Below are 13,413 nucleotides of genomic sequence, written 5' to 3' on the forward strand. Positions count from 1 at the left end.
AGAAATAAAATTTAAAGGATTTTTTATGAGTTGTTCAACAGGTGGCTGTGGCACAGCAAGCGATGCGGGGTTCAATCCAAATAACCCAGAGGCAATGGCTATAAAAGAAAAAATAAATGCTCACCCATGTTACAGTGAAGGTGCTCACCAACACTATGCAAGGATTCACGTAGCAGTTGCTCCAGCATGTAATATTCAATGTAACTACTGTAATAGAAAATATGACTGTTCAAACGAATCACGTCCCGGAGTAACAAGCGGTAAACTTTCAGCCGAAGAAGCAGTAAAAAAAGTTTTATATGTCGGTGGAGATATTCAACAGCTATCAGTTGTTGGAGTTGCAGGTCCTGGTGATGCTCTTGCAAACCCTGAAAAAACTTTTGATACATTTAGAATGCTACAAGAAAAAGCACCTGATTTAAAACTTTGTCTATCTACAAACGGTCTTAGGATTGCTGATTATATAGATGAGATAGAAAAATATAATGTTGATCATGTTACTGTGACTATAAATACAGTAGATGCAACTGGTGAGATTGGAAGTAAAATCTATCCATGGGTACACTGGGAACATAAAAAAGTTTGGGGAGCCGAGGGTGCAAAGATACTTTTAGAAAAACAATTAGAAGGTATAAAGATGCTTACAGACAGGGGCATCCTTGTAAAAGCTAACTCTGTTTTAATTCCTGGAGTAAATAACAAAGACCTTCCAAACGTAGCTAAAAAATTAAAAGAGATGAATGTATTTTTACACAACATTATGCCTCTTTTATCATCTGCGGAGTTTGGTACTAAGTTTGGTCTAGAAGGTATGCCTAGTGCAACGGATCAAGAGACTATGGCTGCTCAAGAAGCTTGTGGAATGGATATGAAACTTATGAGCCACTGTCGTCAGTGTCGTGCAGATGCAGTTGGGCTTATCGGAGAAGATAGAGGTGATGAGTTTACACCTAACGTTTTTGTCGGAATGAGTTTTGAGGCATTGGAAGAAAAATACAATATAAAAGCTAGAGTTCAAAAACATGAAGCTATTGAAAACTGGCGTACACACCTTGAAGCTGCAAATGATCGTATAAAAATAGAACAAGCTTCTAAAGAGCAGTTAAGCTCAAATGGTGATACAAAACTTGTAGCTATCACTACCGCTGGTGAAGGTATGATTAATATGCACTTTGGCTCAGCGCAAGAGTTCTTAATCTACGAAGTTGGTGACAAAGCTATCAAATTTGTAATGCATAGAAAGATAGAGAGTTCATACTCTGGTGCTGATTATGGTGAAGATTATAACCCTATTGAAGAAATAAAAACTTCACTAAAAGATGTAGATATTCTTTTAACTGCTAAAATCGGTGAGTGTCCAATGAACGACCTAAATGAAATAGGACTTATTTGTGATGACTCTTATGCAAATGAACCAATAGAAAAATCTGTTTTTGACTCAGTTAAAAAACACTTCAATAATAATGAAAAAGAGCTAGGATAAGCTCTTTTTTTCTACTAAAAATCATTTTACATAATCAGGTTTCTCACCAATTTTAGGTTTTGGAATCAATGGTTTATCAAAAATACAATGTAAAATTTCTTTTATTTGCCCATTATATTGTGAGTTGTCTATCATATAAATTGAAATAAATTGTTGCATAAAAGGTGGTATGCTCGTCTGCATTGAACCACTTCGTAAAATAGGAATATATTTTTTATTATCTGTAATATTTTTACAAATTTCTGCATTTAAAATTGAATATTCATATCCTACTCCTCCCTTTCTTCCCATTGCTTTAGTTTGATAATTCTCAGTAAATATAATAAGTACTTTATCTGCGTCCCTTAAAGCTTTCTCCATAAAATATGGGGCATTTGAACCTGGTTGTAATTCATATCTATCAAATATTGGATCTACCCCATTTTCAGCTAATTTATTTGCTAAATTCAATACCCAACCTTTATGATTTTCATCATCCCAAGAGTAAGAAATAAAAACTTTTGGTGCTTCTTCTTCCTTGTCATTAATGTCAATTTCTTGATTCTCTTTATCATTGCTTATTTGAGCTAATATATACTTATTAAATAATTTAATATATATTTTATTAATTAAATAATAACTTTCATTTGGATGATGAATTAAGAAATTAAAATCTATGAGAAATCTTTTTATATTCATATATTTTAGTTTAAAAGCAGAAGCATTAATCAAAATAGTTTTGGAATATAATTTTTCAAAAGTATAATCTATAAATATTTTATAAAAATCACTGTCTTTTTGATATTTTGATAGAAAACTTTCTAATATATTTTCTTTAAAAATATCAAAAGAGGTAATTGTTTCTTTATAAAGTGGATTTATACTAATAGTTTTTTGTATTTCATCTATATTAATTATATCTAGTATTTTAAGTAACGGAATACACCCATCAAACACTTGTCTATTATCAATAGTTTTATTAAAAAAGTATTCTTTTATTTCTTGTTCAGTTATCTTTTTATCTTTGTTTATTAAAGAAAAAAAATCATAAAAATAGGAAGGTGTCCCAAGATTATTATATTTACTTAGTTCTTTTAACATAATCTTCTATTAATCCATTAATTATATCTGTTTCATCAGAATCATTTATTCTACTAAAAAGAGGTATCTCTTCATCAATTACTTTTTCCATTCTTTCAACTTTTATATCAAGCTTTTTATTGATAATTGTGTCAATAGAGTTTTTAGAAATAAGATAATAATAGTTTGTTACAATATCTAGATCCAACCCAACACGATGAATACGATCTTTAGATTGTAAGAAATTAGATGCATTATAATCTCGTTCCAAATAGATAGCATTATGACAACCTTTATGTAAAGAAATAGATTCTGCTACAGAAAAAGGGTTTGCGATTATTACTTTAAATTCTATATTTTCTGGATTATTAAACTTTTCAATAGTTCTTTCTCGTTCTTCTTGTGGGACTTTTCCAATTAAAAGTTTAGAAGGAATATTTTGTTTATTTAAATATTTTTGAAGTTGTTCCGCATTTTGAATAAATATAGTCCATATTATAGCTTTACCATTATTGATAAAAATTTTCTCTTCTAAAAGATTTTTTATTTTAATAAATTTTTTTGGTATAGAAAGTTGTTCATAACTAAGAATCTTTCTAAATATACTGCTATCATCTACGTTTAAATCATTGATGTCAGTAAATTTATCATTAGGATCAATTTCTTCATCAAAATATTCTAAAGAATCCTGCAATGGCTTGATAAGTAAAGATGGATTAGTTGAGGCTTGTCGTAAACGTATTAATTTTGCTTTATTTAATACATCTTTTACTGTTCCAGACGAATTTTGTTGAAACGTTTTTACATATTTTTCTTCAATAAAATCATAAATTTCTTTTTGATGTTCATCCATCTCTACCTCAACAATATTTTCAGTAATTTTCAAAGGTAACCTATCTTTTAAATCTTTCTTTTTTATTCTTATGAAATATGGTGAAATATTCTCAATAAATTTTTTAACTCTTGCATCATCAAAAGAAAGTGAATTCTTTGTCATTTCTTTTAACTGATCATAATGAATTTGCAGAATATCTTTATATTTAAATGGATATAAGAATCTATATAAATTAAATATATCTTCATATCCATTTGGTACAGGTGTTCCTGTTAAAATTATTCTTGATTTTGCCTCTTTTGATATTTCAACTACGCTATTCCCCCAAATGCCATTTGCATTTTTAATTCTATGTGCCTCATCTACTACCACCATAACTTTATTTGATTTTAAAAAATCTATTATTTCTGTTTCTAATAAAGGTACACCAGCATGGGAAATAAGAGTAATTTCTTTCGGCTTTGCAGAATATAGGTGTTGTTCTTTTTCTATCCTTGAAATTGTTGCGTCACCTGACATTCTTTGACTGTCAGCTTTTTTATTAAAACACTCCTTATACTCATTTTCCCATGGAGCAAATGATGATAAAGGACCTATTACAAGAAGTTTATCAACATATTTCGGGTTATCTTTAGAAAGACTTTTTAGATAAACATATGCACCATAAACAATTGATGTCTTACCAGCTCCAGGAACGGCAAAATTACAACTATTTTGAGAAAATGCCATATGGAAAGACGATAGTAGTTGTAAAGGATAAAGCTGTCTTGACATATTGTTTTCTAAAACACCTTTAAAATTTTTAAAGTTTTCTAATAATTCTGGTTCTGTATCGAATTCATTATTTCTTATTTTTTTTGCTTTTAAAGAAAATTTCAAAAAGCTATTTTGTTCTCTTTCAAATGCAAGTTCTTTCTCTTTAACTTCATTACTTGTATCTGTAACAAAACCAAATCTTTCAAAGAATTTAATCAAATCATATAACTGATTCTTTTTGTTAATATTTTTTATTGGTAATATTAGTGTTTCATCTTGAATATAAGCTTTGAATAAACTTTTTGCCATTAATATAATTTTTTTATCTTTTAATAATGATTCAATATCCCCTGAAACTATATAATTATCATTATATATGCCAATATTAAATGATTTAAACATAATTTACTTTTCTGCTTTTATTTTTTTTTCTAAATCATAAGCAAGTTTATCTAATGGTTGTATCTCTCTAAGTTCTTTTAAGCATTCAAGTGATTCTTCTTTATTTTCTATGATACTTTTAAGTTCAACATTTTCTAAGGCATCTAAAGTATACATAAGTTGATCAATCAAAGCCACAATAGATTTAGTTCTTAATAACTCTGCTGTAACTTCACTGACTTTTGCAACATCATCTAGAACATCCTTATCTTCAAAACTTTTATTTTTTCTGTCTATTGCCGATAGTGCTTTTTTAGCATCATTGGTAAGTTTCATAGGTTGTATGGAAGCTCTTTTATAACCAAGTTCAGTTTTATATTGCGATATATTTTCTTCTAATTCATCAACAACAGAATTCTTAAATTCTGTATCTCTTGAGGATAAATGACTTTCAATATTCTTTGAACTAGAATCTATAGGCATTTCAGTATCAATTCTTTGAATATGAGAAGTTACTATATCATTATGTTTTTTTTTAAACTCTTTCCAAATATCTTTGTCACCAAAAAAATGGTTGCCTTTTCTTCCATCAGCAATTTCCCTAAATAGTTTACCATCGTAAGATTTTCCAATTTTTGCTCTAATGTAATCAAAACATATAAATTTCAATTCTTCTACATCAAGATTAGTATACCCATCAAAACCATCTGAACTTTGTTTATCAAAATATTTCAGTATCCATTTTTTTAGATGTAAAAATAAGTCTTCTTTACCATCACTAGGTGTATCAGCCATAGCATATATTCCATCATATTCGAGGTATGCTAAATATTCATCAATTAACTTTACAATTTCAAGGTAATCTTTTATCTTTTCTTTCGACTCCCCCATCCAATCTTTAATTTTATCAATGGCTTCATCTTCAGTGTATTTTTCAATTAGTTTGTTAAATAGTTGTTGTGCTTTTAGGTATTTTTCTATTGGGTTATATCCAAGCTTTTCATCTTCACCCATTTGATAAGTTGTTTCTAGTTCTTCTATTTTTAATGGATTTTCATCAAATGATATTGGTAATACTATAGCTCTGAAAACTTTTTTATCTAATTTATTTAAAAGCATGGCTCTTCTATTACCATCTATTATGACGCCATCTGTAGTAATGATGCCAGTTTTGAGTTGTCCTTTATCATTGATGTCTTTTATTGTTTGATTATTTCTTGACTTACTTGATTTCCATAATAATTTAGCAACTAAATTGAAGTCTTCCTTGTTACTCATATCCAATTCTCTATCTCGACTGTTTTCAATTGATTTAGTTCTACTGAGAATACGACCATTATAACGGTTATAAACTAGGTGTTCTAAAGGGATTTCATAAACTTTCATTTGTTTAATACTTTCATCCCATAGTAAAGGTTCTTTACCTACAACATTTTTTTCGTTTCCTATAATGGTCGCGATCTCTTCTATATGTGCTTTTGAAGTCATCTTTATCTCCTATTTTTTATTAAACTTTTTTTTACTTTCTTTTAAAATATAATATCCCATCAAAATAATGTATGGAATTTCAATGTTTTCGTTTTTTATATGTATATTTTCTTTATAATATTTTTTATCAATATTGTTTTCAATAAAAAACTTTATGCTATCAAGTAATTCATATGGACCAAATAGGTTTTCTTCTTTTCTTTTTAAATCTGTTTGGCAATATATATTTTGAAAATTATTTGCATTATATATTTTTTTTTGTAACTCTTTTATAAAAGTTTTCACAACTTCTTTGTGCTCTTTATTTATAATATTTAAATCAACTTTAGGAACATGTGTCCTTGCTGTTTTACCTTGACTTTTATGAATCTCTGCATTCCATTTAAAGTTTAAATTATCAAAGTTTGAATATTTATTGGTTAATTCAACTCTAAATGTATTAACTATTAAATAAGGTATGTGATATTTAAATTTTGCTGTTGGTCTTTTTTCTTTTTCTATATTAATGTGAAAAATATCTCCATTTAAGTTTTTAAAATCTTCTTTTGTATCGTCAAATTCAATTGGTTGATATTTATTTGGTAATTCTAAATTATTTGTTATTGCTATTGCTATTGCTTTAGCAATTGCAAAAGACATTTTCGGGGGTACAGAGTTTCCTACAAGTTTATATTTTATGCTTTTACTTTTTCCATAAAATCTATAATCTAAAGGATAACTCATTAAACAAGCAATTTCTCTTACTGTTGGAAGTCTATATCTTTCTTCATCTGGGATAAAAGGATAAATCATAGATTCTCTTGAAGAACATGACATAGTTGCCATAACAGTTCTTGATGGTTTATCAAAATTTTCAGGAAATGACATTCTTCCCATATATCCTTTATCCTGCTTCTGCCTTTGTGCTTTTTTCCATTCGAAATCAGCTATTTCCATAATATAATGGTGATCCATTATATCTTTTGATTTCATTTTAAAATCATAATTGGGATCTTGAATCATTTCCTCTAAATTCTCATTTGGTTCTTTGATATAAGATAATATATTATTAATTGTTCTAACATCTGAATCATCTTTAATAATTTCTTCTGGCTCAGGAAAGTTCCCACAAAAATATCTTTTTCTATTAGATGCTACATTAAAATACTTTGCATTATAAACTCTAGAAGATGGGTATTTAACTTGAAAAGTACCTTCTTTATCAATACCAAGTTCTTTGTAAGTATATTTATCTTTGATATAGTCAAATACATTAGGTACATTTTCTAAAACCCAATGTTTTAAAATAGAGTCTTTTTTTATATATTTTCTCGCAACTATTCTCAAATAGGATTCTATTAACTCAACACCTAAAGATTTATCTGCTTTTCCTGATTTATTTGAATTTGAAAAAAATGTACAAGGTGGAGAACCAATGATAACTTCACTATCTAGAACTAATTCGTGAAATTCTTCATCTGGTAAATTTGAAATTCGTATTACATCATCTTGTCGTGTATCTGCATTTGGGTGGTTAGCATGGTGGGTTGTTACTGCAGGTTGCCATTTATCTATGGCAACTATAATTTCAAAACCTGCTAATTTAAAACCTTCGGAGAAGCCCCCTCCCCCACAAAAAAAATCTACTACTTTGTACAATAAAAAACCTTATTTTAATAACTCTTCACAATTCTATCAAAATAAACTATAAATAAAACAAAACAAAATAAATTTGACTAAATACAGTTTATTTATATATTTTTACGGAACACTTTATGAATATATCTTAGTAATAACAATATTAAGGCGACAATCATGGCTATAATAAATGATACTACACTTAGAGACGGTGAACAAGCTCCTTACGTCGCATTCAACACAAAAGAAAAACTCAACATTGCAAAACTACTTTATGAATCTGGTGCTGATGAACTTGAAGTAGGTATTCCTGCTATGGGTAAAAAAGAGCAAGATGACTTAAAAGAGATACTTGCTCTAAATCTGCCTATGAGAGTTATGAGTTGGAACCGTGCTACTATGAGCGACTTGGACGCTTCTCTTTCATGTGGGATTAAGGCTGTTGATTTGTCTATCCCTGTTTCACAAACACTTATTGATGTTAAGTTTAACGGTGATAAAGATAAATTATTTAGAAACCTTGAAAATGTCGTAAGATTAGCAAAACAAGAGGGTCTTTTTGTCTGCATCGGAGGAGAAGATTCTAGTAGAGCAGATAATGAGTTTTTAAAAGAGCTAATGATTCTTGGGGCTTCTTTTGGGGCTGATAGATTTAGATATTGTGACACAATCGGAATATTAACCCCAAACCAGACTTATAAAAACATATCATACTTAGCAGCAGAGAATTCCCTTGATATAGAGATGCACACACATAATGATTTTGGTATGGCTACAGCAAACGCTATAGCCGGTCTAGAAGCCGGAGCAATTAGTGCTAATACAACAGTAATAGGGCTTGGAGAAAGAGCAGGAAATGCTTCATTTGAACAAGTACTTATGAGTTTAAAACATCAGTTTAAAGAACAAAGAGAGATTAACGCCTCTAAACTTCAAGAACTTGTTCAAAGTGTATCTTTTGCGGCAAACAGACCTATATGCAGCTCTAGACCTATAGTAGGAGAAAATATATTTTCTCATGAATCAGGAATACATGTAAACGGTATGATTAAAAACTCAAGTTCGTATGAAGCCTTTGAACCAGAAGGGGTTGGTCTACATAGATATTTTCCAATAGGTAAGCATTCCGGCACATCTACCCTTCTCTATCATTTAAAAGCAAGCGGAATTAAACCCTTAGCACAGAGGGTTCAAAACATACTCCCTATAGTAAGAGAGATAGTTACAAACAGAAAAAAAGTGCTTAATCCTCAAGAACTAAAAGAGTTGTATCTATGTTCATAGGATGGATTAGAAATAAAAGTTTTAGTACTGACTTAGAACTCTTTAGCTCTTCAATCATAATAGATAAATCACTGGTTATGAAAACTTTTCATGCAAACCAATCTTTATGCTTTGGTGCTTATGATGAAAACAGATTAGTTGCATTTATATCAGCTTATGAGTCAGATAACAGCATCATTATAAACAACTTCTACTACATGCCTGAAATTAGCAGTGACGCTAAAAAAAGGCTAATAAAACTTCTGCTAGATAATATAAAAGAAGATAAAAAAACAATTCTGTTTATGTCAAGAAAAAATGAAAAAGACTTACTTTTATCTTTTGATTTTCAAGAATATGCTAAGTTTAAAAAAGCGATCTACGGCGGAGAAGCAGTAGCTTTTAATTTTACAAATGCTACAGCTAAAAGTATCAATAATGAAAACTACCTATCTATTATGACATCCCTTGATAAAAGAGCTTTCGGTGAGAGCAGAGTCACATATACGAAGGATGTTCTTTTTAAACAATCATCACTTGTATTATCAACGTCTGTTGGGTACCAGCACTCTTATGCCATAGACAAGTCTCTGGTAAAGATTTCTCCATGGATTATGGAGGATGCAGCTTTTTCAGATGCTGAGAAGATTTTAAGAGGTGTTATTTATCACCGCGGGTTAAAAAAGTTATTTGCATTTATTCCCAGTAATGTTAAAGAGATTACAGATTTGTATGCATCTTACAAATTTGATCTTAGTGATGAGTATGTGCTACTTTACAAAAATACAAAACCTGACATAAATTTAGAGATGATTTATGCGTTTTAAACCAAATAGAGGAAAATACCATGAAATTAACAGATGAGCAAAAAGAGATTAAAAAACAGTTTGCTAAGTATAAAAGAATAGTTATAGAGTATGCAGGTGAAGTTCACGATATAGTTGAAGACACTATATGGAGTGATTATGTAAAACTCCCTGAACTTAGCCAAAAAATAGCAGTAGCTATGAAAGATGTAAATGAGTTTAAAGCTCAATATGACTTTCTAAAATAAAAGATATTTATTATGGATGATTCCAAAGAGAAAATTATTTGTGAATGTGGTTCTAAAACGGTTTCTCAGGCGATTGAAATATTAAAAGCTACGGATCTTCCATATAAAAAAGCAAAAAAACTAGTTACTGAGTGTAATAAAACTTGTTGCAGAAGGCCTTTAATGGCTATGTTTAATATGATAGAGTTTGGCGAGATAGATTTTGAAGAGATAGATTTTTTAATAGATCAACGTAACAATAGATAAGGTAATACTATGGATAATAAATTAAAAGATTTTTCTAGGTGGATTAGGAACAATAGTCTTAGTACAAAAATACCTTCAGATATTGATAAATTAAAAAATCTATCTGTTTTAGATTTAACAAAATCAAAAATTAGAGAACTCCCTGATTCAATATGTTCTCTTACAAACTTAACAGTTTTAAAACTATCCGGAAACAGATTAACAGAGTTGCCTTTTGATATTGGAAAGTTGAAAAAGCTGAGAAACCTGCAGTGTGAAAACAATCTTTTAGGTGAACTTCCAAAAAGCATAGGGGATCTTGAATCACTTGTAATTTTAAACCTTAATGGAAATAGACTCAAAACTCTACCTGATGAGTTTTTTAATCTAATCAGGCTTACAAGGTTAACAATCGCAGCCAACTCACTTGAGACTATCTCAGATAAACTCAGCAATCTTAAAAACCTACTCTATTTTTCTTTAGATACAAACTGTTTGAAGGAACTGCCAGAAGTATTTCAATACATGAAATCTCTATACTATCTTGATCTTTCATACAACAATTTTTCTAAACTACCACAATCAATAAGTAAAATTCAGGAGTTAGAGACACTACTACTTGAAGGAAATGAGATTACAGACTTACCATCATTGGAATCTCACGATATGCTTATAAAACTCAATCTAAACGACAATAAGCTAAGTAAAATAGATTTTGATATTAGCAAATTAGAAGATTTACAACTACTGAGTCTTGATAACAACAACCTAGAGTACTTGCCAGATGCTATATGTGAATTAGAAAAATTAAACTATTTAAGTATAAGTGCAAATCAATTAAAAGAGTTACCGGAGTGTATTGGAAAGCTTGAGAACTTACTGGAACTCGATATTGATGAAAACAAAATAAGTAAGTTTCCAGAATCATTTTTTAAACTAAAAAAACTAAAAAATCTTTATATTGAAGAGAATGAAGGCTTGCAAAGACCAGACTTAGAGAGTCTGGAATTTTGCGATATTTAGCAGAAAGTCTTCAAAACTTTAAGTGAGACTAGATGAAAATTTAAATATATAATTAAAAAGCTCCCTTTTTTTGTTCCATAATCACTTAAGGTTTGTGGAACTTTGCATTTTTTACTTTTTGAACACTTTGTGGAACACGGAAAAATAATATTAGTGTTTTGTGTTTCAAATATAAGGGCTTTTTAGACATACACTTTTATACGAACTTTCTAAAATATAGTCATTTTTGGTACAATTTTGGAACAATCAAAGATATATATAGCTACGAGTGTGCTAATTGATTGTTTTATAATATTTTATCCATTTGCTGTATTCTCTTTTAACAACCTAACAGCAAAACAAGCACCCTCATTCATGTTGCAAACTTCAATCATACCATTAAGATGATTTTCTATAATCATTTTGCTCATATAAAGACCTATTCCTGTTCCATTTTTTTCATCTTTAGTTGAAAAGTAATGAAAAAAGCAAAACATCATATTAAAAAAGTCTCAAATATTATATATGAAAAAGGTGATCCAGACTTTGTTGATGAAAGAAAAAAAACTAAACCAGAAAAAAAAGAAGAATCATTTTTTGATTTTTTATTTAAATAAAGTGCAATAAAAAATATGATTAACCTTATCTTGCTTTAAGCTTCTTCATTCCAAATAGGGTTGTCCTTGTCCTCTGGATTCAGTCTAGATCGTTCAGCTTCATAAATATGCCAATATGACTTATCAATAGAAGAATCTTTGTAGTCTGCCTTTTTATCATGATCAAATGGGCACCACCAATTTTCTACAATCTGAACAAGATATGCCATATATTTAAAAAGAGCAACACTCAAAGGGCAATAAACCTTACAGTTAAATATCCAGAAAAATCTGGATGATCTCAAGCTTATCTTACTGCTGTTAGTTGTGCATATAATCTGATTTTTATAAATATATCGGTGAGAGATCCATGTCGGCACAAACTCTAAGAATGGTTTGATATTTTTAGCACCGAGAAATTTCAGGTGTACTCTCACCATTAAAATAGCTAAGCTGATAAAAGGTAGAGTGATGATTACTGGAAGATAAATCAATGGCATAGCAATTAATATTTTCCATAATGGTCGCTTCTCATAATTTTTTCCTATTTCTACTCTTTCCAATTTTTTTCCTCTCTGTAATGTAAAATATATTTCATGTATATATACCATTCCTTTTATTAAATAAGAAAGCTTTGTTTTTTCTTATCAATTTTGTACTCGTTAGGGTAGCCGTCATCCTCGAACTACTCGCAGAAGAACAACAATAATAATGTTGGCAAGCACATGTGTACCTTAAATCCTATATCCTTTCTTTCTTGACCACTAAAACATCTTTGTATATCGAAGAATAGGTCCTTTTTGAGATACCCATTCCATTATATGACTATAACGAGTGCCTACATGACACCATTAGGATGGGATTCGAAACAATAATCAAGGACATTTCTTTTGCATGTACCATGAAATAGTATAGCATAATATAAAAAGTAAGATTTACATCCCTAAATAAGGTTTTAAAACTTCAGGAATATCTATGCTTCCATCTTCATTTTGATTGTTTTCCATGATAGCTACAAGAGTACGTCCAACAGCGAGAGAACTACCGTTTAACGTATTTACAAAACTATTTTTCTTTCCATCTTTATAACGGATTTTAGCTCGTCTTGCTTGGAAGTCTCTTGTGTTTGAAATAGAAGAGATTTCGCGGTATTGGTTTTGCTCTGGTAACCAAACTTCTTGGTCAATTAAATGACGAAGCTAAAACCAAAATAAGCACTATAAACTGCACTGATTCCTGTAAAAAGAAATGCTAATAATCAAGTTCTTCATCTTTTACATCGATAAATTGTTCAAAAACTGTAGGTTTTGGAACAAGAAGATGATTGTTCCAAAATTCATCTCTTAATGGAACAAGCTTTAGAACAGTCAATTTTGTTCCAAAAATAAGAGGTTATTGAAGATATAATTGTCTAGTTTATAGGGAACATTCCAAAGAGAGCATTTAGTTTCATCATGAAATTTTTGAAACGAGAGCTAAAGCTAATGAAATGATATTCTAATATATTGAGGTTTTTTACAATAGGCAGAGAATGCATTCAAGTAATAATTACTTGTCTCCTGTAGAGTTTGAAGAAAAGATGTTACGAATGGAAATGCCTGCTTATAATGTTATATTCTTTGTGTGATATAGGGTTGACGTATCAATTTTAGGA

At 29.7% G+C, this 13,413-nt stretch carries 12 protein-coding genes and 2 pseudogenes; 8 read left to right on the plus strand and 6 right to left on the minus strand.

Going from position 1 to position 13,413, the window contains the following annotated elements; genetic code table 11:
- Positions 1-25 precede the first annotated feature (25 nt).
- Complete coding sequence (gene nifB / locus ACLHDE_RS09270) at positions 26-1,483, plus strand: nitrogenase cofactor biosynthesis protein NifB (protein WP_415396143.1); 1,458 nt, start codon at positions 26-28, stop codon at positions 1,481-1,483.
- A gap of 21 nt (positions 1,484-1,504) precedes the next feature.
- Here the strand turns inward: nifB and ACLHDE_RS09275 are convergent, their stop codons facing one another.
- From ACLHDE_RS09275 to ACLHDE_RS09290, 4 genes are read right to left on the minus strand one after another with little or no spacing between them, the layout of a single operon-like run.
- Complete coding sequence (locus tag ACLHDE_RS09275; RefSeq protein ID WP_415396144.1) at positions 1,505-2,563, minus strand: toll/interleukin-1 receptor domain-containing protein; 1,059 nt, start codon at positions 2,561-2,563, stop codon at positions 1,505-1,507.
- Positions 2,544-4,535, minus strand: a complete 1,992-nt coding sequence (locus tag ACLHDE_RS09280; RefSeq protein ID WP_415396145.1) for a DEAD/DEAH box helicase — start codon at positions 4,533-4,535, stop codon at positions 2,544-2,546. Before ACLHDE_RS09280 ends, ACLHDE_RS09275 begins: the two co-directional genes overlap by 20 nt.
- 3 nt (positions 4,536-4,538) lie before the next feature.
- Entirely contained in the window at positions 4,539-6,002 is a 1,464-nt protein-coding gene (locus ACLHDE_RS09285; RefSeq protein ID WP_415396146.1) for a hypothetical protein, read from the minus strand.
- Between the two features lie 9 nt (positions 6,003-6,011).
- A complete protein-coding gene (locus ACLHDE_RS09290; RefSeq protein ID WP_415396147.1) occupies positions 6,012-7,640 on the minus strand; it encodes a DNA cytosine methyltransferase in 1,629 nt (542 codons plus the stop codon).
- A gap of 156 nt (positions 7,641-7,796) precedes the next feature.
- Here ACLHDE_RS09290 and nifV point away from each other — a divergent pair, with 156 nt between their 5' ends.
- The 6 genes from nifV (at position 7,797) to ACLHDE_RS09320 (ending at position 11,780) form a co-directional block, all read left to right on the plus strand.
- Entirely contained in the window at positions 7,797-8,903 is a 1,107-nt protein-coding gene (nifV, locus tag ACLHDE_RS09295) for a homocitrate synthase (protein ID WP_415396148.1), read from the plus strand.
- Entirely contained in the window at positions 8,894-9,709 is an 816-nt protein-coding gene (locus ACLHDE_RS09300) for a hypothetical protein (RefSeq protein ID WP_415396149.1), read from the plus strand. Before nifV ends, ACLHDE_RS09300 begins: the two co-directional genes overlap by 10 nt.
- Before the next feature lie 20 nt (positions 9,710-9,729).
- On the plus strand, positions 9,730-9,936 hold the full coding sequence (locus ACLHDE_RS09305) for a CCE_0567 family metalloprotein (protein WP_415396150.1): 207 nt from the start codon (positions 9,730-9,732) through the stop codon (positions 9,934-9,936).
- 12 nt (positions 9,937-9,948) lie between these two features.
- Positions 9,949-10,182, plus strand: coding sequence for a hypothetical protein (locus ACLHDE_RS09310; protein WP_415396151.1), 234 nt, complete (start codon positions 9,949-9,951; stop codon positions 10,180-10,182).
- Between the two features lie 9 nt (positions 10,183-10,191).
- Complete coding sequence (locus tag ACLHDE_RS09315; RefSeq protein ID WP_415396152.1) at positions 10,192-11,184, plus strand: leucine-rich repeat domain-containing protein; 993 nt, start codon at positions 10,192-10,194, stop codon at positions 11,182-11,184.
- Positions 11,185-11,642: 458 nt separating this feature from the next.
- The gene (locus ACLHDE_RS09320) at positions 11,643-11,780 is read left to right on the plus strand and encodes a hypothetical protein (RefSeq protein WP_415396153.1); all 138 of its coding nucleotides are present in this window, start codon (positions 11,643-11,645) and stop codon (positions 11,778-11,780) included.
- A 35-nt stretch (positions 11,781-11,815) separates the two neighbouring features.
- Here the strand turns inward: ACLHDE_RS09320 and ACLHDE_RS09325 are convergent, their stop codons facing one another.
- Positions 11,816-12,322, minus strand: a complete 507-nt coding sequence (locus ACLHDE_RS09325; protein ID WP_415396154.1) for a hypothetical protein — start codon at positions 12,320-12,322, stop codon at positions 11,816-11,818.
- Positions 12,323-12,694: 372 nt separating this feature from the next.
- Positions 12,695-12,946 (minus strand): annotated as a pseudogene (locus tag ACLHDE_RS09330) (aminoacyl--tRNA ligase-related protein); the annotation flags it as partial.
- A 275-nt stretch (positions 12,947-13,221) separates the two neighbouring features.
- Between ACLHDE_RS09330 and ACLHDE_RS09335 the strand changes: the two are divergent.
- Positions 13,222-13,386 (plus strand): annotated as a pseudogene (locus ACLHDE_RS09335) (IS3 family transposase); the annotation flags it as partial.
- Positions 13,387-13,413: the final 27 nt, after the last annotated feature.

Origin of the sequence: Sulfurimonas iocasae, assembly GCF_047716755.1 — a bacterium.
Classification (GTDB): Bacteria; Campylobacterota; Campylobacteria; order Campylobacterales; family Sulfurimonadaceae; genus Sulfurimonas.